Annotated in this window: 20 protein-coding genes and 1 pseudogene; 3 read left to right on the forward strand and 18 right to left on the reverse strand. The window is 38.7% G+C overall.

From position 1 onward, the window contains the following. Window positions 1–326 precede the first annotated feature (326 nt). The 8 genes from cbpD to HT688_RS06620 form a co-directional block, all read right to left on the reverse strand. The gene (cbpD, locus tag HT688_RS06585; RefSeq protein ID WP_000698583.1) at window positions 327–1445 is read right to left on the reverse strand and encodes a choline binding-anchored murein hydrolase CbpD; all 1119 of its coding nucleotides are present in this window, start codon (window positions 1443–1445) and stop codon (window positions 327–329) included. 88 nt (window positions 1446–1533) lie between these two features. Then, window positions 1534–1800: a Veg family protein gene (locus tag HT688_RS06590; protein WP_001278160.1), complete on the reverse strand. Its 267-nt coding sequence runs from the start codon at window positions 1798–1800 to the stop codon at window positions 1534–1536. A 1-nt stretch (window position 1801) separates the two neighbouring features. Continuing rightward, a complete protein-coding gene (gene dnaB, locus HT688_RS06595) occupies window positions 1802–3154 on the reverse strand; it encodes a replicative DNA helicase (RefSeq protein ID WP_000852490.1) in 1353 nt (450 codons plus the stop codon). Window positions 3155–3197: 43 nt separating this feature from the next. After that, window positions 3198–3650 carry a 50S ribosomal protein L9 gene (gene rplI, locus HT688_RS06600; RefSeq protein WP_000864214.1) on the reverse strand — a complete coding sequence of 151 codons (453 nt, stop codon included), beginning with the start codon at window positions 3648–3650 and terminating at the stop codon, window positions 3198–3200. Next, complete coding sequence (locus HT688_RS06605; RefSeq protein ID WP_055387781.1) at window positions 3647–5620, reverse strand: DHH family phosphoesterase; 1974 nt, start codon at window positions 5618–5620, stop codon at window positions 3647–3649. The genes rplI and HT688_RS06605 overlap by 4 nt, the downstream gene beginning before the upstream one ends. A 135-nt stretch (window positions 5621–5755) precedes the next feature. After that, a complete protein-coding gene (hpf, locus tag HT688_RS06610; protein ID WP_000599099.1) occupies window positions 5756–6304 on the reverse strand; it encodes a ribosome hibernation-promoting factor, HPF/YfiA family in 549 nt (182 codons plus the stop codon). Between the two features lie 79 nt (window positions 6305–6383). Next, window positions 6384–7046: a ComF family protein gene (locus HT688_RS06615; protein WP_023936284.1), complete on the reverse strand. Its 663-nt coding sequence runs from the start codon at window positions 7044–7046 to the stop codon at window positions 6384–6386. Then, on the reverse strand, window positions 7043–8341 hold the full coding sequence (locus tag HT688_RS06620) for an ATP-dependent helicase ComFA (protein ID WP_055387780.1): 1299 nt from the start codon (window positions 8339–8341) through the stop codon (window positions 7043–7045). Before HT688_RS06620 ends, HT688_RS06615 begins: the two co-directional genes overlap by 4 nt. A gap of 55 nt (window positions 8342–8396) precedes the next feature. Between HT688_RS06620 and HT688_RS06625 the strand changes: the two genes are divergently transcribed. The 3 genes and pseudogenes from HT688_RS06625 (at window position 8397) to cysK (ending at window position 10243) form a co-directional block, all read left to right on the forward strand. Beyond that, on the forward strand, window positions 8397–9032 hold the full coding sequence (locus tag HT688_RS06625; protein ID WP_055387779.1) for a YigZ family protein: 636 nt from the start codon (window positions 8397–8399) through the stop codon (window positions 9030–9032). Window positions 9033–9136: 104 nt separating this feature from the next. Next, a pseudogene (locus tag HT688_RS11785) lies at window positions 9137–9220 on the forward strand (PH domain-containing protein); the annotation flags it as partial. Window positions 9221–9316: 96 nt separating this feature from the next. Beyond that, window positions 9317–10243, forward strand: coding sequence for a cysteine synthase A (gene cysK / locus HT688_RS06630; protein ID WP_023936280.1), 927 nt, complete (start codon window positions 9317–9319; stop codon window positions 10241–10243). Between the two features lie 121 nt (window positions 10244–10364). On the opposite strand, the gene tsf is transcribed toward cysK, so the two are convergent. From tsf to rodZ, 10 genes are all read right to left on the reverse strand, one after another. Further along, complete coding sequence (tsf, locus tag HT688_RS06635; protein ID WP_023936278.1) at window positions 10365–11405, reverse strand: translation elongation factor Ts; 1041 nt, start codon at window positions 11403–11405, stop codon at window positions 10365–10367. Between the two features lie 78 nt (window positions 11406–11483). After that, window positions 11484–12263 carry a 30S ribosomal protein S2 gene (gene rpsB, locus HT688_RS06640; RefSeq protein WP_000268466.1) on the reverse strand — a complete coding sequence of 260 codons (780 nt, stop codon included), beginning with the start codon at window positions 12261–12263 and terminating at the stop codon, window positions 11484–11486. Window positions 12264–12485: 222 nt separating this feature from the next. Continuing rightward, complete coding sequence (pcsB, locus tag HT688_RS06645; RefSeq protein ID WP_023936275.1) at window positions 12486–13673, reverse strand: peptidoglycan hydrolase PcsB; 1188 nt, start codon at window positions 13671–13673, stop codon at window positions 12486–12488. A gap of 93 nt (window positions 13674–13766) precedes the next feature. Continuing rightward, window positions 13767–14261, reverse strand: a complete 495-nt coding sequence (mreD, locus tag HT688_RS06650; protein WP_023933023.1) for a rod shape-determining protein MreD — start codon at window positions 14259–14261, stop codon at window positions 13767–13769. Next, window positions 14261–15079, reverse strand: coding sequence for a rod shape-determining protein MreC (gene mreC, locus HT688_RS06655; protein WP_001078988.1), 819 nt, complete (start codon window positions 15077–15079; stop codon window positions 14261–14263). Before mreC ends, mreD begins: the two co-directional genes overlap by 1 nt. A gap of 59 nt (window positions 15080–15138) precedes the next feature. Beyond that, the gene (locus HT688_RS06660) at window positions 15139–15933 is read right to left on the reverse strand and encodes an energy-coupling factor transporter transmembrane component T family protein (RefSeq protein ID WP_050207771.1); all 795 of its coding nucleotides are present in this window, start codon (window positions 15931–15933) and stop codon (window positions 15139–15141) included. Beyond that, complete coding sequence (locus HT688_RS06665) at window positions 15926–16765, reverse strand: energy-coupling factor transporter ATPase (RefSeq protein ID WP_023936271.1); 840 nt, start codon at window positions 16763–16765, stop codon at window positions 15926–15928. Before HT688_RS06665 ends, HT688_RS06660 begins: the two co-directional genes overlap by 8 nt. Next, window positions 16750–17577 (reverse strand): energy-coupling factor ABC transporter ATP-binding protein, encoded by an 828-nt coding sequence (locus HT688_RS06670; RefSeq protein ID WP_000835726.1) that lies wholly within the window; start codon window positions 17575–17577, stop codon window positions 16750–16752. Before HT688_RS06670 ends, HT688_RS06665 begins: the two co-directional genes overlap by 16 nt. Beyond that, a complete protein-coding gene (gene pgsA, locus HT688_RS06675) occupies window positions 17574–18119 on the reverse strand; it encodes a CDP-diacylglycerol--glycerol-3-phosphate 3-phosphatidyltransferase (protein WP_000712127.1) in 546 nt (181 codons plus the stop codon). The genes HT688_RS06670 and pgsA overlap by 4 nt, the downstream gene beginning before the upstream one ends. A gap of 10 nt (window positions 18120–18129) precedes the next feature. Then, window positions 18130–18972: a cytoskeleton protein RodZ gene (rodZ, locus tag HT688_RS06680; protein WP_023936269.1), complete on the reverse strand. Its 843-nt coding sequence runs from the start codon at window positions 18970–18972 to the stop codon at window positions 18130–18132. Window positions 18973–18983: the final 11 nt, after the last annotated feature.

The raw sequence follows: 18983 nt of genomic DNA on the forward strand, positions 1-18983 counted from the left end.
TCTCGTGATTTACGCATATGGGTTACGACTACCTTTTTGGACTTTAGAGTTTCTGGCCCCCTTATCCGCTATATACGCCTTACTATCACCTTCCTGTTCGTAGAGCCACGATTTCGCTATCCCTTCCTCTGACGATTCTTATTTCCAGTGTCAGACTTAAAACGGTCTATCCCCAGACCGTTTTAATCCGCTACCTCACGATAGTCAGGCTTGGGAATCGCTATTGGGTTCACCGGTAGCAGGTGCCCACCGAGGACTTACACCTCAGATGCACGACATGCCCGTCGTACCAGAAAAGAGCAGGAAAAATTTCCTACTCCAATTTTCTACACTCGTTCTCCATCACTGTTTACTCTGTAGCCATCCACCGTCGTATTAACAGCTAGGGCACCTGAAGAGTAAGAATAATACCACTTACCAGAAACTTGATACCAGCCTGTTTTCATTGCCCCTGAACTATCCAGATAATACCACGAGCCATTTTCCTTTAACCATCCTGTCTGCATTTCACCAGATAATTTCAAATAATACCAGCTAGAACCGTCTTTCAGCCAGCCTGTTGATTTAGAACCATTTGATTTGAAATGATACCAACTACCATTTATTTTCTTCCAACCGACAGTTGGACTACTATTGGATCTATAGCTAGAGCTATTTCCTGATTGATTCTGATAATTTTGTGAAGAAGTCACTCCCTCTAGCTGTATATAGCGACGACTTCCGTTATAAGCCGTATAACTCAACCACTTGTAGCCATCTTTTTCGAGAATTTGATCATAATGAACCTTCTCCCCAGGATAATAGTAATCAATCACAGTTGCGCTAGCTAGAGGTTGATTTTTGATAGCTGACTTAGTCTTAAAATAATGTGTGCCCCCTGTTGAAGCTAAGGATTGACTAGTCCCAACACTGCCACCAGCCAAATCTTTAAAATGAATAAATCCTGTCATCGTATTTGCTTTTATACTTCGTTTATTATAGGCTTCTGTATAACCATAGTTATATTCCTCGATCTCAATCTGATCTCCCATTACATTTGACACCCAGGCAACATGCCCATAAGTTCCTGCAGTAGACCAAGCAATGGAGCCAATCGTCGGTGTATTATCTACACGATAGCCTTCACGACGAGCACGATGCCCCCATTCATTCGCATTTCCATAAGCCCTTGGAATCTCAAAACCATTGACATTACTCAAACGAAAGGCTGCGAAAGAAGTACACTGACGAGAATACATGCGCCACTGATCAATCTCCTGGCTCCCATTTTTATAATAAGCAGGATAATCATCTCCACGCGCAATCGATCCATTCCCTCCAGAGTAGGCATAGACACTATCACCCGCTGCTAGCATCAATCCTACTACTAAAAAAGAAACAAGCTTTTTAACTGACATCTTCAAGTAATAACTTGTCCCTCTTGCTATAAACGGTAAAATTTTCATTCTTCCTCCTTGAAAAATAATATAAATCGAAGATTGCCTTCACTTAAACTATTCGGAGAAAAAAGAAAAAGTGAGAAAATCTCTCACTTTAGTCCAGATAATGAATCAAATTCTTTTCTGTAAGGATATCTGAGTAGGTAAAGGATTCAACGTAAACATTAGCTTGTTTATCTCCTTCAACGTTCCCAAATTCCACAATAAATAGGGATGGATAAACTTCAATTAACTTACCCAATCTATTTTTTTGGCGCTTGCGCCCATTTTCCAAAGTCATTTCAATTACATGACCCTCATGCGCCTTGATTTCCTCTTTGATTTTTTTCATCTTGGCTACATCTGTAAATGCATCTGACATCTTATGCCTCCCTCTTTGAGATACTTGAAAATTTATTGTATTCTTTTTGGAAAATCAATTCCACAGTTCCACGAGCTCCACTACGGTTTTTCTCGATAATAACTTCCACCTTATTATTTGGTATGCCTTCCTCTTCTTCACCACCACGCTCATAGTAATCGTCGCGATAAAGAAAGGCTACGATATCAGCGTCCTGCTCGATAGACCCAGATTCACGAATATCAGACAAGACTGGTCTTTTATCCTGACGTTGTTCTACACCACGAGACAACTGACTCAGAGCGATTACTGGAACCTTCAGTTCCTTGGCTAGGATTTTCAACTGACGTGAAATTTCTGAAACTTCTTGTTGGCGGTTTTCTCGCCCAGTTCCCGTGATAAGCTGCAAGTAATCTATCAAAATCAAACCTAGATTGCCCGTTTCTTGAGCCAGTTTACGAGAACGAGAACGAATCTCTGTAATTCGAATCCCTGGCGTATCATCGATATAGATACTTGCGTTTGCTAGGTTCCCTTGAGCAATGGTATACTTTTGCCACTCCTCATCAGTCAATTGACCCGTACGGATAGAATGGGATTCCACCAAACCTTCTGCCGCCAACATACGATCCACTAGACTTTCCGCACCCATTTCCAGTGAGAAAATAGCTACCGTCTTGTCCAACTTAGTCCCAATATTCTGAGCGATATTCAAGGCAAAGGCTGTCTTACCAACCGCCGGACGAGCTGCTAAGATAATCAACTCCTCTTCATGCAGACCAGTCGTCATATGATCTAAATCACGATAGCCTGTCGCAATACCTGTAATATCAGTCGTTTGCTGCGAGCGAGCTTCCAGATTTCCAAAGTTAACATTCAACACGTCTCGAATATTCTTAAATCCACTTCGATTAGCATTTTCACTAACATCAATCAGCCCTTTTTCTGCCTGAGCAATGATTTCATCAGCTGGTTGTGAAGCCTCGTAAGCTTGATTGACAGACTCTGTCAACTTGGCGATTAATCGCCGTAACATAGCCTTTTCTGCAACAATTTTAGCATAATACTCCGCATTAGCAGAAGTTGGCACAGAATTGACAATCTCAACCAAGTAAGACAAGCCACCAATATTCTGCAAATCGCCTTGATTATCAAGAATAGTACGAACCGTTGTTGCATCTATAGCATCACCACGATCGGATAAATCGACCATAGCTTGGAAAATCAAACGATGGGCATACTTAAAAAAGTCCCGAGACTCAATATATTCTCGCACAAAAACAAGCTTACTCTCATCAATAAAGATAGCCCCCAAAACGGATTGTTCAGCTAAGATATCTTGAGGTTGTACTCGTAACTCTTCTACTTCTGCCATCAGACTTCCCTTCCTTTTACAATCTTGTCAAGAAGGTGTAAACTTATCCTTCTTTCACACGAAGATTGATTACACTTGTGATATCTTGATAGATTTTCACTGGCACATCAATCAAACCAACCGCTCGAATCGGAGCTTGTACTTGAATATGACGTTTATCAATCTTAATTCCAAATTGCTTTTGCAATTCTTCTGCAATCTTCTTATTGGTAATAGAACCAAAGGTACGACCATCTGGACCAACTTTTTCAACAAATTCTACAACCGTTTCTTCTGCTTCAAGCTGGGCTTTAATTGCTTTTGCTTCTGCAATCATCTCAGCGTGAGCTTTCTCTTCAGATTTTTGTTTACCACGAAGTTCACCTACAGCTTGAGCAGTCGCTTCTTTTGCTAGGTTCTTTTTGATAAGAAAGTTTTGCGCATACCCTGTTGGTACTTCCTTAATTTCGCCTTTTTTACCTTTTCCTTTAACATCTGCTAAAAAGATTACTTTCATTCTTCTTTCTCCTTTTCCTTTATTTCATTTAATACAATTTCTGTCAGTTTTTCACCTGCTTCTGACAAGGTTAAATCTTTAATTTGAGCTGCTGCCAAATTAAAGTGACCTCCACCGCCTAACTCTTCCATAATCCGTTGCACATTCAGTTTACTACGACTCCGAGCTGAGATGGATATAAAGCCTTGTGTATTTTTCGCAAGAACAAAACTCGCTTCAATACCTGACATAGCTAACATGGCATCTGCTGCCTTACTAATAACAACTGTATCATAGCATTTCGTGTCCTTAGCCTCTGCTATTAGTACATCTGAACCTAATTTACGCCCCTGTAAAATCAGTTCATTGACCTCACGATATTCTTCAAAATCTGTCGCAGCGATTTCTTGGATAGCAACACTATCACTTCCGCGCGTTCTGAGATAGCTAGCAACATCAAATGTCCGACTAGTCACTCGTGAGGTGAAATTTTTAGTATCCAACATCATACCAGCCATCAAGACACTTGCTTGCATACGACTCAAACGATTTTTCTTAGAATTTTGGAACTGAATCAACTCCGTTATCAACTCACTGGCACTACTTGCACCACTTTCGATATAAGTGATAACTGCATTATCTGGAAAATCCTGATCCCTTCTGTGGTGGTCAATAACAATAGTTTGGGTAAATAAATCATAAAATTCTTTTGATAATGTTAAGGCTGTCTTTGAATGGTCTACAAGAATCAACAAAGAACGATTGGTCACCATCCCCATTGCATCCTTAACAGACAACAACTTCGTAACTCCTTCTTTTTCTAAGAATGAAACAGCTCGTTCAATATCTGGAGACATTTGTTCTTCGTCATAAAGAGCATAGCTATTTTCAATCACATTGCTGGCGAACAACTGCATACCTACAGCAGAGCCCAAAGCATCCATATCTAAATTTCTATGCCCAACTACAAACACTTGATCCACACTACGAATCTTATCAGATATGGCTGTCATCATTGATCGAGTACGGGTACGAGTGCGCTTGATGGACGCAGCCGACCCACCGCCAAAGTAGACTGGATTTTTCGTTTCATCATTCTCCTTGACAACCACCTGGTCGCCACCACGTACTTCAGCCAAGTTCAAGTTGAGCAAAGCAACTTTCCCTATTTCATCATGATTTCCATCGCCATAAGAAAATCCCATACTTAAGGTCAAGGGCAACTGCCTCTGTTTCGACTCTTCTCTGAAAGCATCAATAACAGAAAATTTATCATTCATCAAGCCCTCAAGCACCGTATAGTCAGTAAATAGATAAAATCGATCCATACTTACCCGACGAGAAAACATCATGTATTTTTCTGAAAACTCTGATATAAAATTAGCTACAAAACTATTGATTTGACTAATATCTGACTCAGAAGTTGCATCCTCCAAATCATCATAATTATCCACAGACACAACTCCAATCACTGGTCGACTCGTTACTAATTCATCTGTTATGGCTTGCTCCCTGGATACATCTACAAAATACAAAACACCGGAAGAAGAATCCATATGAACAGCATAACGCTTCTCACCCAGCTTAGCATAAGTAGACGGATTTCCTACTGAAGCCTTGATAATCGTTTGAACAGCTTCTAAATCAAAATCGCCATCTTCCTTGGTCAAAATCAATTCAGCATAGGGATTAAACCACTCAACCTCTCCAGAAGATAAATTCAATTTCATAACACCTACAGGCATCTGTTCCAATAGAGCTGTCAAACTTTCTTCCGCTTGGTGGTTTACATACTGTATCTGTTCTACATCACTCCTTGTATAATGCACTCTCAGTTTCTTAAATAAAAAAACATAGCCTCCTACAAAAAGAAACAAAATTAAAACCGTCAACAGATTATTATTAACAAAAATAATGAAAGTGGATAAGACTCCAAACGCAATCAATCCTACTAGAATAGGAAAAATTGGACTTACATAAAATTTTTTCATTCAAAACCTCTTGGCACCCATTATACCATAATACCCCTCAAAAAGCGACTTTTTAAAAGTGTAATCAGTAATTCTATCAATTATAAGAAAAAGGTAGTTTACAATTCAGTAAACCTACCTTTACACATATTGAAATTAAGATTCTTTAACCTCTAACAAACCAATTTCGCCATCCTCACGACGATAAATCACATTGGTTGTCTGATCTTCAACATCCACATAGATAAAGAAATCATGCCCCAATAAATCCATTTGTAGAATTGCTTCTTCCAAATCCATTGGTTTTAAATCAATTTGTTTTGAACGAACAACTTTAGACTGGACAACATTTGAATCTTCCACCAAAGCATCTGTAAATAATTGACCAGTTGCTACCTTATTTTTATTTTTACGCTCGATTTTTGTTTTATTTTTACGAATCTGACGTTCAATTTTATCAGTTACAAGGTCAATTGAACCATACATATCTTGAGATACATCTTCTGCACGAAGAGTAATAGAGCCAAGCGGAATCGTTACTTCCACTTTAGCAGTTTTTTCACGATACACCTTCAAGTTAACTCGAGCATCCAACTCTTGTTCAGCTTGAAAATACTTTTCGATCTTTTCGAGTTTAGAAACTACATAATCACGAATTGCTTCTGTTACTTCTAGGTTTTCACCACGTATACTATATTTAATCATATGAGTACCTTCTTTCTAAACATTTTTGTTTTTATGATTTTATTATAACGCTTTCATTCTATTTTTGCAAATTTTTTCCTCATCTTACAAGGGAAAATGTTTTTACATCCTTAGCACCAGCTTCTTCCAACAGTTTCTTGACACGATTTATAGTTGCTCCTGTAGTATAGATATCATCTATAAGTAGGATTTTTTTAGGAATAGTGACTCCACTTTTTATAAAGAAAGGAAGTTCTGTCCCCAAGCGTTCTGAACGATTTTTAGAAGAACTGGCTCTCTCTTCTCTTTTCCCTAGTAAATCCAGATACGAAAAACCTGCTGCCTCTACCAAGCCCTCAACCTGATTAAATCCTCTGTTAACATATCTATCAGGACTTAGGGGAATGACTACAAATTGATACTCTTTGTACTTTTTTAACTCCTCACTTAAAACTGAAGCAAACACTTTTCTTAAAAGGAAGTCTCCATCAAACTTATACCGACTGAAAAAATCCTTCATAGCTTGATTGTAAGTAAAAATCGCTCTATGACTGACTTCAACTCCTTCTTTACACCAAAATTGACAACCTTGACACTTTGTTGACAATCCTATTTTCATACAGTTTGGACAGTGCTCTTCTCCAATCCTCTCAAAAGTAGAATCACAATCTAAACAAAGACAGGAGGCATCATTCTTCAGAAGTAAGAGACTACTAAAAGTTAAAACAGTCTTCATAGTCTGCTCACATAACAAGCACTTCATAGACCAGCCTCCTTATTCATCATCTGAATTTCCTTAATCGCCTTCTTAATTGAAGCATTTAACCCATCATGGAAGAAAAGCAAATCTCCTGTCGGTCTATCCATACTTCGTCCAACTCGTCCACCAATTTGAATCAAACTAGACTTGGTAAACAAACGATGATTAGCCTCTACTACGAAAACATCCACACAAGGGAATGTAACTCCACGCTCCAAGATTGTCGTACTGATAAGTATTGTCAGCTCCCCATCTCGAAAAGCTTGTACTTGCTCTAATCGATCCTCTGTTACAGAAGATACAAAGCCAATTTTCTCATTTGGAAATTGCTCCTGTAAGATTTCTTTTAACTGCTCCCCTTTCTTAATTTCTGAAGCAAAAATAAGTAACGGATAACCTGTCTTTCTCTGCTTATCAATATAGGACTTTAACTTTGGCGACAAACACTTCTTATCTAAGTAGCGATTAAAATCCGATAACCAAATTGGTTTTGGAATAATCAACGGATTTCCATGAAACCGTCTCGGTAAGCTCAATCTTTTTAGTTCTCCTAAACGGACTTTCCTATCTAACTCATCTGTCGAAGTCGCTGTTAAAAAGATTCTCAATCCATTCTCCTTTACACTATTCTTGACAGCATGGTAAAGCGTGGGATTGTCAACATAAGGAAAGGCATCTACTTCATCCACTATCAGCAAATCAAAAGCTTGATAAAACTTCAATAACTGATGGGTCGTCGCAACAACTAGTGGTGTTCGAAAATACGGCTCTGATTCTCCGTGTAGTAAAGATATCTCGCAAGCAAAATCATCTTGCAGGCGCTTATACAGCTCCAAACAAACATCTATGCGAGGACTAGCCAAACACACTGCACCACCTCCATTAATCACTTTAACCACTACTTGATAAATCATTTCTGTCTTTCCAGCTCCTGTTACCGCATGAACTAAGGTTGGCTTTTGCTTGTCTACTGCTTGAAGTAGTCCCTCTGACACCTTCTCTTGAAAAGGAGTTAATTGGCCGCGCCATTTGAGAACATCTTGCTTCGGAAAATCCTCCTGCGGAAAATAGTATAAAGTTTGATCACTTCTGACTCGCTTCATCAGCAAGCACTCTCGACAATAGTAAGCACCGATGGGCAAATACCATTCTTCTAGAACAGTACTATTACAACGTTGACAGAAAAGTTTCCCCTTCTCCTTTCTCATTGCTGGAAGTTTCTCCGCCAACTGACGTTCTTCTTCTGTTAATTCATTCTCAGTAAATAAACGACCGAGATAATTTGGATTTACTTTCATACTTCTTTATTCGTAAAAACTAGCACTTTAGATGATTTTTTAGTACAATTAAATCATGGAATTTAGAACAATTAAAGAGGACGGTCAAGTCCAAGAAGAAATCAAAAAATCTCGCTTTATCTGCCATGCCAAGCGTGTTTATAGCGAAGAAGAGGCTCGTGACTTCATTACTGCCATCAAAAAAGAACACTACAAAGCGACACATAACTGCTCTGCCTTTATTATTGGAGAACGTAGTGAAATTAAACGTACAAGTGATGATGGTGAGCCTAGTGGTACTGCTGGTGTTCCCATGCTTGGGGTACTAGAAAATCACAATCTCACCAATGTCTGTGTGGTTGTGACACGCTACTTTGGTGGTATTAAACTAGGCGCTGGAGGACTAATTCGTGCTTACGCCGGCAGTGTCGCCTTAGCTGTCAAAGAAATTGGCATCATTGAAATAAAGGAACAGGCGGGCATTGCTATTCAAATGTCTTATGCTCAGTACCAAGAGTACAGTAACTTTCTTAAAGAACATAATCTCATGGAGCTGGATACAAACTTTACAGATCAAGTCGATACGATGATTTATGTTGATAAAGAAGAAAAAGAAACTATTAAAGATGCACTGGTAGAATTTTTTAATGGAAAAGTCACTTTAACTGATCAAGGTTTACGCGAAGTTGAGGTTCCTGTAAACCTAGTGTAAACAATAGATAATACAGTGTTTCACTGATATTTCCACCGCTACTTTAATTAGCAAAATAAAAAGATGCGTACCAAAATATACTAGAAAATGAAGCAATTCAAACGAAACCTGATATCGTTTTCCTTTACACCTATTTACTAGAATTAGCTGAACACAATCGCTTAAAAATTAATGGCTTAGACCTGTGATATAAAAAAATCCTATCACTTCGATAGGATTTCTATATTTTACAAATGGTATAGATAGCGTTATACTAGAAATATCTTATACAAAGAGGTATTCATATGTCTATTTATAACAACATTACTGAACTAGTCGGTCAAACACCGATTGTTAGACTCAACAACATTGTGCCAGAAGGTGCTGCAGATGTCTATGTAAAACTTGAAGCATTTAATCCTGGTTCATCTGTAAAAGACCGTATTGCCCTTAGCATGATTGAAAAAGCTGAACAAGATGGTATTCTGAAACCTGGTTCTACTATTGTTGAAGCAACAAGTGGAAACACTGGTATTGGACTTTCATGGGTAGGGGCTGCTAAAGGGTATAAAGTTGTCATCGTTATGCCTGAAACTATGAGTGTAGAACGCCGTAAGATTATCCAAGCCTATGGTGCTGAACTCGTCCTTACGCCTGGTAGCGAAGGAATGAAGGGTGCTATTGCTAAGGCTCAAGAAATCGCTGCTGAACGTGATGGCTTCCTTCCTCTTCAATTTGACAATCCAGCTAATCCAGAAGTACACGAAAGAACAACAGGAGCTGAAATACTAGCTGCTTTCGGTAAAGATGGACTAGATGCCTTTGTTGCTGGAGTGGGTACCGGTGGAACGATTTCTGGTGTTTCTCATGCACTCAAATCAGCAAATTCAAACATTCAAGTTTATGCAGTGGAAGCTGATGAATCTGCTATTCTATCTGGTGAAAAACCTGGTCCTCACAAAATTCAAGGTATCTCAGCTGGATTTATTCCTGATACACTTGATACTAAAGCCTATGATGGTATCGTTCGTGTAACATCAGATGATGCTCTTGCACTCGGACGTGAAATTGGTGGAAAAGAAGGCTTCCTTGTAGGGATTTCCTCAGCTGCAGCTATCTACGGAGCCATCGAGATTGCCAAAAAATTAGGTACAGGTAAAAAAATCCTTGCTCTAGCACCAGATAACGGTGAACGTTATCTCTCTACAGCACTCTATGAATTTGAAGTTTAGTCTCCTAAATACAATTGGCCCTTATTATAGGGCTTTTTATTTTTACCTTGAAAATAGGAAGCTCTCCCTATAAGGATCGACTGCATAGAAAAAAGGAAGCAAATTTACTTCCTTTCTATAATTAGTTATTCAAGGCTGCTGCCATTGTAGCTGCAACTTCAGCTTCAAAGTCGTTTGCAGCTTTCTCAATACCTTCACCAACTTCAAAGCGAGCGAACTCAACTACTGAAGCGTTAACTGATTCAAGGTATGCTTCAACTGTCTTGCTGTCATCCATGATGTAAACTTGTGCAAGAAGTGTATAAGCTTGGTCAACTTTAGTGTTGTCAAGCATGAAGCGATCCATTTTACCTGGGATAATTTTGTCCCAGATTTTTTCTGGTTTGCCTTCTGCAGCCAACTCAGCTTTGATGTCAGCTTCAGCTTGAGCAATCACTTCATCAGTCAATTGTGCTTTTGATCCATACTTCAAGTGTGGAAGAGCTGGTTTGTTAACCATTGCACGACTTTCGTTATCTTGGTCGATAACGTGGTTCAATTGTGCCAACTCATCTTTAACAAATTGCTCATCCAATTCTTTGTATGAAAGAACTGTTGGTTTCATCGCTGCGATGTGCATTGAAATTTGTTTAGCAAGTGCTTCGTCTCCACCTTCGATTACAGAGATAACACCGATACGTCCACCGTTATGTTGGTAAGCTCCAAAGTGTTGTGCGTCTGTTTTTTCAATCAATGCAAAGCGACGGAATGAGATTTTTTCTCCGATAGTTGCTGTTGCAGATACGTATGCAGCTTCAAGAGTTTCACCTGAAGGCATTGTCAAAGCAAGAGCTTCTTCGTTGTTAGCTGGTTTTCCTTCAACGATTGCTTTAGCTGTTGCGTTTACTAACTCAACAAATTGAGCGTTTTTCGCAACGAAGTCAGTTTCAGCATTTACTTCAACAACTGCTGCAATGTTACCGTCAACATAAACACCAGTCAAACCTTCTGCAGCAACACGGTCAGCTTTCTTAGCTGCCTTAGCCATACCTTTTTCACGAAGCAATTCAATCGCTTTTTCGATGTCACCGTCTGTTTCTACAAGCGCTTTTTTAGCGTCCATAACACCGGCACCAGATTTTTCACGCAACTCTTTTACAAGTTTAGCTGTAATTTCTGCCATTTTGATTCTCCTATATTTTTTAAAAATAGGAGAGCCGGGCTAAGCCCCGCCCTCCTAGGTAATTACTATTTATATAAATTAAGCGTTGTCGCCTTCTACAACTTCAACGATTTCTTCAATTGAATCTGCTTGAGTTTCTGAAGCTGCAAATTCTGCTTCAACTGCTACTGCATCCTCACCTTGACGTCCTTCGATGATAGCGTCAGCCAATTTAGCTGTGATCAATTTAACAGCACGGATAGCGTCATCGTTAGCTGGGATGATTACATCAATATCATCTGGATCAGTATTTGTGTCAACCATCGCTACAACTGGGATTCCCAATTTTTTAGCTTCTTTAACAGCGATTTGCTCTTTATGTGGGTCAACTACGTACATCACATCTGGGATACGAGGCATATCTTCGATACCACCCAAGAATTTTTCAAGACGCGCACGTTGTTTGTTAAGAAGTGCAACTTCTTTCTTAGGAAGAACTTCGAAAGTTCCATCTTCTTCCATACGTTTGATTTCTTTCAAACGAGCGATACGTTTTTGGATTGTTCCCCAGTTTGTAAGAGTTCCACCCAACCAACGGTGGTTGATGAAGTATTGACCTGAACGTACTGCTTCTTCAGCAACTGCATCAGCTGCTTGTTTCTTAGTACCAACGAACAATACAACTGCATCGTTAGCTGCTGCATCACGCATGAAGTCGTATGCTTGGTCAGCATATTTTACAGTTTGTTGCAAGTCGATAACGTGGATTCCGTTACGTTCAGTAAAGATGTACTTAGCCATCTTAGGGTTCCAGCGACGAGTTTGGTGACCAAAGTGTACACCAGCCTCAAGAAGTTGTTTCATTGAAATTACTGCCATGAGTATTTCTCCTTTTTGTTTTTTCCTCTTCTTGACTTCAACTCGCAAAACGACCCAAGGGCAACTGCTTCACAATTCATCAAGAATGAGTATTATCGTTCATACGACAATTTTTATTCTACCATACTTTTTCGATATTTTCAAGCTATTTTGATGGGATTTTTAATAGTTATTGTCTCTGGTAAAATCTGAAAAGAGGGCTCTATTCGAGTCCCTCTATAATTAGTCTGCATAAATATATGTTACAAAACCTTCAGAAGTCGTTGTTGGATTGAACCATCCACGGTGATTTCCAATTGTACGATTCCCAGCATAATTTGATTCTGATACTTGGATACGTGTTGTTGATTCAACAGCTGTAACAACCGCTACGTGACCATATCCACCATCGTTCCAACATGCAATTGCTCCAACTTGAGGTGTTGAACCTGTACGGAAACCTGCTGCTGCTGCACTTGTGGCCCACTGTGCTCCATTACCCCAATAGTCTCCAGCCCAAGGTGCTAATGTTTTAACTCCCCATGTACATTCACCAATTGGATAAGTTGAAGCATTTGTACTGTATGTTGGGCGTTGTTTGACTGCCACAGGAGTATATGTTGTTGATTCCGAAGAAGCTACAGCTTGAACCTGTGCTGCAAAAGTCGTATTTCCAGAAGCAACAACTGTTTGTTGTTGACTTACTTGTTTTGCCTTATAAGCTGCTTCTGCTGCCGCAGCTGCACGAGCCTCTGCCTCAGCTGCTGCTTTTTGCTCTAATAGACTTGCTTTTTCCCCTTCAGCTGTCGCTTTCTCAGCAGCAAGACTCAATTCAGCAGCCTTTAGTTCTGCCTGTTTCGTAGTCAATGCTTGAGCATCATCAGCTAATTTTTGTTGATTAGCAATTACAGTATTGATAGCATCATTATTTGCTACTTGTTTTTCAGAAATAGCTTTTTTATCTGCCTTTTGTTGTTCTAACATTTTGTTGTTCGCAGATACGATTTCACTCATTGCAGTAACACGTGAAATAGCTTCTGTAATTGATTTTGAGTTTACAATGGTATTGATATAGCTAGTTGCAGCTCCATTTGTTTGAGCACTACGAGCTTGTTTTTCCAAAGATTGGTTACGAGAAACAATGTTTTTGGAAAGTTCTGTAATCTCACCCTCGAGTTTCTTAGATTCTGCTTGTAATCTATCATTTTCAGATTGCAAGTTAGATTGCTCTGCTTGAATCGCAGATACTTGCTCCTGAATTTGATCAACTTGTTTTTGTGCTTCTTCTTGTTGTGCTGTTAAATTACTAATTTTATTATCTTGAGCAGCAATTTTGTCATCAGTCGTTTCTGCATGGGCAGTCGTCAATACTGCTGCCTGGGAAACCATTACTGTACTTAATAAAAGCGAGGCTAAGATTTTTTTCTTCATGGCTAATAAATACTCCTTCTGTTTAAGACAATACTAGTATACCAAAAAAAATTCCAATAAACATTACGCCTTTGTTACATTTATATGTCGTTCTTATAGATAATATTTTTCAAAAATAAATTGAAAAACAGTAATCCATAAAAAATTTAAAATCATCGTCGGTACCAAGCTATAGACTATAAAAATCGACATGCTATCTACTGTCAACCCTACCATAAAAGCCAAAAGATAACTACCCATTTCAAACAGGAATGTCAGCACAATCATAGCTAGCATTCTTGTCCAACGATTCAACAAAATAACACTATTCAATTTATGAAGGAAGGCTCCCAATAAGATAAATAAGAGAGTTGCAATCCCTATTAGATGGAAAAAGTAAACATCATAAACCAAGCCTATAACAAAACAATAGACTAGATAGAGATACTCTGATACTTCTATCGTCTCAAATAAGAGAAATAGAAACAGAAAATGACTAGCCAAATGTACATGGGGGAAAAATGAGCCCAGAAGCTGGCTAATATGGGCGTCAATTAGAACAAAGAAAGGAAGCAATAAAAATACTCCAACCTGCTTCAACTGTCTCATTATGAATTCCCCACTAATTCTATCACATCCACATTATGAGTATCTGCACTCAATTTAACAGTTACTTCTCGTGTCAAATAGTCTGTACTATGCGTTGTGGCAACCACTTCACCAACAGGAATATCCGCAACATTAAAGTTTCCTAATCCACCCGTTGTCACCTTATCGCCTGAACTAATATCGCTATTACTATTTAATTGGCTAATTTTAAGAACTTCATTTTCCTTGTCGTAGCCAACAATAATACCATAAATTGTGGTAGTGCCGTGTTGAATTTTAACAGAAATCTTATCAGCATTTTCCGTATTTGTCAGAAGGTTGACCATAGTAGAGTTGTCCTCCACTTTTGAAACACTCCCAATCAAACCACCGTTTGCAATTACTAACATATTCTCAGAAGCACCTTTTGATCTACCTGCATCCAAGGTCAACTCCTGCTTCCAAGATACCGGAGAACGCATAATAACATCTGCTGCCAAAGTCTTTGTGGCTTGCAATTTAGACTTCATATCAAGCAATTGACGCAGTTGTTCATTTTCCGTCTTTAAACTTTCCGCCTCATTTGATTTGACTTCTAACTGGTAAAGCTGTTTCTTCAAACTTTCATTTTCATTATATGCTCGTGTCAAATGAGCCAAATCTGATTTGACAGAATCAAACCACCGAAAAGGTTTTTGCACAACCCTATCAACCAATGAGATTCCATCTCCTAATTTTGTCACAATTGTACTTGAATAAGTCGTCGCTAAGAGAGCTGAGACAAGCAGAACAGTGACAAAAACAATAATGACATATTTTGATTTTTTAAAACGGTTCATATCCCTACCTTTATATCAAGAACTGTTACAGTAACTTTTTTATCAATTCCTGAAAGCTACTAAGATTTTAAGAAAAATAAGCAACAACCAAGTACGATAATAACAAGAATGGTCAGCGTATCCTTTAGAGTCCATTTCAATTGTCGGTATTGACTTCTGCCTTTTCCACCCTGATAACCACGCGCTTCCATAGCGATAGCCAAGGAATCCGCACGTTTTAAACTTGTTGCAAAAAGAGGAATCAAAATGGGAATCATCGCCTTTACTTTTTGAACAATGCTTCCTTCACCAAAATCCACTCCACGCGCTTTCTGCGCATTCATAATCCGCGTCGTATCATCCATTAATGTTGGGACAAAACGTAGACTCATGGACAGCATCAATCCAATTTCATGAACTGGAACTTTCACACGCTTTAAAGGCGCTAACAAAGCTTCGACAGCTGATGCTAAACTTAAGGGCATGGTCGTTAAAGTTAACAAAGTTGAAAAGAAAATAATCAATACAAAACGACAAAAAATAATTCCAGCTTGTTGCAAAGAATAATCCGTGATTCTCACAAACGAAAACTCAAATAAAACATTCCCATTAGAAATGAAAAATAGTTGAAAAATAGTTGTGAAGGCAATCAAGAAAAACATAGACTTCAAGCCCTGAATAAAAAATGAAAGAGATACTCCTGACAAGGCAATAAATATCCCTGTCGCTATAAAAAGAATCAGATTCGTCAAGGGGTTATTAGCCCAAAACACAATCAAAATCAGTAGCATCATAGCAAGCAATTTGCTACGTGGATCCAATCGGTGAACAATCGAATCCCCTGGGATATAACGCCCTAAAATCATACTATCCATTTAGCGACTCCTTGAACTCCTCTATCTTAATCGGTAATCGTTTAAATGACACGCCTCTATCAGCCAATCGTTTACAAAAGGCCGTAATTTTAGGTACTCCCAACTGCACTTCTTCCATAAAGACAACATCTTGAAAGACATCACTTGGCTTACCACCCTTAACTAGACGTCCCTTTTCCATCACATAGACTTGATTCGCATGTTCAGCAACATCATCCATCAAATGTGTTACCAAGACGATGGTCATCCCTGACTGGTGGAGTTTTCTGAACAGGGTCATCAACTCTTTTCTCCCTAGAGGATCTAGACCAGCTGTTGGCTCATCTAAGACTAATATAGCTGGTTCCATGGCAAGTATGCCTGCAATGGCGACACGTCTCATTTGTCCACCAGACAACTCAAACGGACTACGATTAAAAAGTGATTCATCAATTCCAACCAAAGCCAGTTTCTCACGCGCAATCTGCTCCGCATCTTCCTCAGAAACTCCAAAATTTTGCGGTCCAAAAGCAACGTCTTTCAAAACCGTTTCTTCAAAAATCTGATTTTCAGCAAACTGAAATACCAAGCCAACCTGTTTTCTAATTTGACGAATATCTTTATTTTTAGAAGTCGAGGTGATTAAGGTATCAAAAACCCTCACACTCCCTTGACTTGGCACCAATAAACCATTTAAGAGTTGTAAAATAGTTGATTTACCACTACCTGTGTGCCCAATTAAAGCCGTATAAGAACCATCTTCAATCGTCAAAGAAACATCCGACAAAGCTGTTGAAGCTAAGGGAGTCCCTTCTTGATATGTAAAACTCACATTTTCTAGAGCAATTCCCATAATTTATCCTCTAGCTCACTTTCTGTCAAATAATTTTCAGGTAAATCATAGCCATTCTGGCTCAAAGAATATTTTACTTGATTGGCAAAAGGATCGTCTAATCCAATTTGATCTAAATCATTTCGAGAGAAAAGTTCTCTTGGGCTACTAGTTGATTCAATTTCCCCTTTTTTCATGACCAATACGCGGTCACTCATGGCAACTTCTTCCAAATCATGGGTAATAGAAATGACCGTCATATCATAGTCTTTCCGAATTCCCTGTACTGTCTCAATCAGTTCTCTACGCCCCTCAGGGTCCAACATACTCGTTGCTTCATCTAAGATTAAAATAGCTGGTCTTAGGGCTACAACACCTGCAATGGCCACACGTTGTTTTTGGCCACCTGATAGACGCGCCGGCTCTCTCTTTTTAAAGTCCAACATGCCAACCAAATCTAGAGCTTCCTCCACTCTCTTTTTCATTTCTTGACGAGAAAGACCCTGATTTTCCAAACCAAAGGCTACATCATCTTCAACAGTCGCTCCAACAAATTGATTGTCTGGATTTTGAAAAACCATACCGATTTGACGACGTATTTTCCAAACATTTTCCTCAGTCAACCGTTGACCATCTATTACAATCTCTCCAGATTCTGCTTCCAGTAAGCCATCAATTAATCGAACCGTCGTTGATTTACCACTACCATTATGCCCTACAATCGAAAGCCATTCTCCACGTTTCACGTGAAACGTAATATCCTTCACATCATAGTATTCTTGACTTTCCTTATAACGAAAAGAAAGATTTTTTACATCAATTATTGATTTCATTTCGAACCAAATGTCCCTTTAAATACATAGGCACTACCCTTGAAATAATCATAGCCAGAGTAGATAGTGAAAAACAAGGCCACATAAAGTAGAACTTGACCAAGCAAAGTCCAATGTAATAGCAAGAAAATAATGGCAAACATCTGACTAAAAGTTTTAATTTTTCCAGGCATTGCTGCTGCTAAAACTGTTCCACCAGTTTCAACCAATAAAAGCCTTAAACCTGTCACAGCCAACTCACGACAGATGATCACTGCAACAATCCAAGCTGGAGCCATACCTAACTCAATCAGCATAATAAAAGCCGACATAACTAGTAACTTATCCGCCATAGGATCTGCAAATTTACCAAAATTACTGACCACATTCCATTTACGAGCTAAATATCCATCTAAATAATCTGTAATACTAGCAATAGCAAAGATAATAGCTGCCACTATATGACTCTCTATCGAATTTCCTATCGTTAAAATAAAGATAAAAATAGGTATAAAGAGAATTCGACCTATTGTTAAAAGATTGGGAATTTGTTCTTTTTTCATTCGTTTTTCCTTAATTTTTAGTAAAGGTTACAGTGATTTGTCCAGTCTGAGCTGTTAATTTCGATAAATCAACAGTCTGATTATCTACTGTCAAAGCAACACCTTTTACAACACCTAAGGTAATTGTTACAGGACTTTTAGTTGCAACTGTTGCTTCTGCACTTTTCTTCTCTGGCGATAAGGTTACACCGCCCTCAAGTTCGCTTTCTGAAACGCTGACCCAACTTGTAACATCTGAAACTGCCAATTGCAATTTAACTGTTTCCTTACTTGTCTTATAAGCGATTTCTACATGATTTCCTTCACCTGATACACTTATAGCTGATTCTATACTAGAAGAACTGCTAGATGAACTACTACTTGAGGAGTGGGGAACAGAGCTAGTTGAACTTATTGAACTTGTTGATTGAACCACACTGTAATTAGAAAGAGAAGGCCCCTCTGGTTGAGTTTGAATATAGTTCCAAACATAATAGGTCACAAAAATTAAAATAGATAAGGCAAAAAGGATAAAATAAAATAAAGGTAAAAAGGATGGTTTTTTCTTATTTTTCTTACTTGAACGTCTGCGCCCTGTCAACTCGTCTTCATCAACATCTACTTCCTCATAAGTAATCATACTCCCAGAATCATAAGCATCCAAGACAATTTGGTCATCTAACTCAACAGCCCATGCATATTTTCTCAAGAAAGAACGCGTGTAAAAAGGACTTGGAAGTTGATCGAAATCGTCTGCTTCCATTGCTTCCAACATATCTAACTGGATTTCTGTCTTTTTCTGCAATTCATCTAAACTCAATCCCTGATTGATTCTAGCTAATCGTAAAACCTCACCAATTGTTTTTTTTCTCATACTTGTCATCC

The organism is Streptococcus sp. 1559, assembly GCF_013276735.1.
GTDB classification, from domain to species: Bacteria; Bacillota; Bacilli; order Lactobacillales; family Streptococcaceae; genus Streptococcus; species Streptococcus pseudopneumoniae.

What these genes read in the sequence shown, in the direction of transcription:
- cbpD (WP_000698583.1), bottom strand. Translation starts at nt 1,445, where the DNA reads ATGAAAATTTTACCGTTTATAGCAAGAGGGACAAGTTATTACTTGAAG.
- HT688_RS06590 (WP_001278160.1), bottom strand. Translation starts at nt 1,800, where the DNA reads ATGTCAGATGCATTTACAGATGTAGCCAAGATGAAAAAAATCAAAGAG.
- dnaB (WP_000852490.1), bottom strand. Translation starts at nt 3,154, where the DNA reads ATGGCAGAAGTAGAAGAGTTACGAGTACAACCTCAAGATATCTTAGCT.
- rplI (WP_000864214.1), bottom strand. Translation starts at nt 3,650, where the DNA reads ATGAAAGTAATCTTTTTAGCAGATGTTAAAGGAAAAGGTAAAAAAGGC.
- HT688_RS06605 (WP_055387781.1), bottom strand. Translation starts at nt 5,620, where the DNA reads ATGAAAAAATTTTATGTAAGTCCAATTTTTCCTATTCTAGTAGGATTG.
- hpf (WP_000599099.1), bottom strand. Translation starts at nt 6,304, where the DNA reads ATGATTAAATATAGTATACGTGGTGAAAACCTAGAAGTAACAGAAGCA.
- HT688_RS06615 (WP_023936284.1), bottom strand. Translation starts at nt 7,046, where the DNA reads ATGAAGTGCTTGTTATGTGAGCAGACTATGAAGACTGTTTTAACTTTT.
- HT688_RS06620 (WP_055387780.1), bottom strand. Translation starts at nt 8,341, where the DNA reads ATGAAAGTAAATCCAAATTATCTCGGTCGTTTATTTACTGAGAATGAA.
- HT688_RS06625 (WP_055387779.1), top strand. Translation starts at nt 8,397, where the DNA reads ATGGAATTTAGAACAATTAAAGAGGACGGTCAAGTCCAAGAAGAAATC.
- cysK (WP_023936280.1), top strand. Translation starts at nt 9,317, where the DNA reads ATGTCTATTTATAACAACATTACTGAACTAGTCGGTCAAACACCGATT.
- tsf (WP_023936278.1), bottom strand. Translation starts at nt 11,405, where the DNA reads ATGGCAGAAATTACAGCTAAACTTGTAAAAGAGTTGCGTGAAAAATCT.
- rpsB (WP_000268466.1), bottom strand. Translation starts at nt 12,263, where the DNA reads ATGGCAGTAATTTCAATGAAACAACTTCTTGAGGCTGGTGTACACTTT.
- pcsB (WP_023936275.1), bottom strand. Translation starts at nt 13,673, where the DNA reads ATGAAGAAAAAAATCTTAGCCTCGCTTTTATTAAGTACAGTAATGGTT.
- mreD (WP_023933023.1), bottom strand. Translation starts at nt 14,261, where the DNA reads ATGAGACAGTTGAAGCAGGTTGGAGTATTTTTATTGCTTCCTTTCTTT.
- mreC (WP_001078988.1), bottom strand. Translation starts at nt 15,079, where the DNA reads ATGAACCGTTTTAAAAAATCAAAATATGTCATTATTGTTTTTGTCACT.
- HT688_RS06660 (WP_050207771.1), bottom strand. Translation starts at nt 15,933, where the DNA reads ATGGATAGTATGATTTTAGGGCGTTATATCCCAGGGGATTCGATTGTT.
- HT688_RS06665 (WP_023936271.1), bottom strand. Translation starts at nt 16,765, where the DNA reads ATGGGAATTGCTCTAGAAAATGTGAGTTTTACATATCAAGAAGGGACT.
- HT688_RS06670 (WP_000835726.1), bottom strand. Translation starts at nt 17,577, where the DNA reads ATGAAATCAATAATTGATGTAAAAAATCTTTCTTTTCGTTATAAGGAA.
- pgsA (WP_000712127.1), bottom strand. Translation starts at nt 18,119, where the DNA reads ATGAAAAAAGAACAAATTCCCAATCTTTTAACAATAGGTCGAATTCTC.
- rodZ (WP_023936269.1), bottom strand. Translation starts at nt 18,972, where the DNA reads ATGAGAAAAAAAACAATTGGTGAGGTTTTACGATTAGCTAGAATCAAT.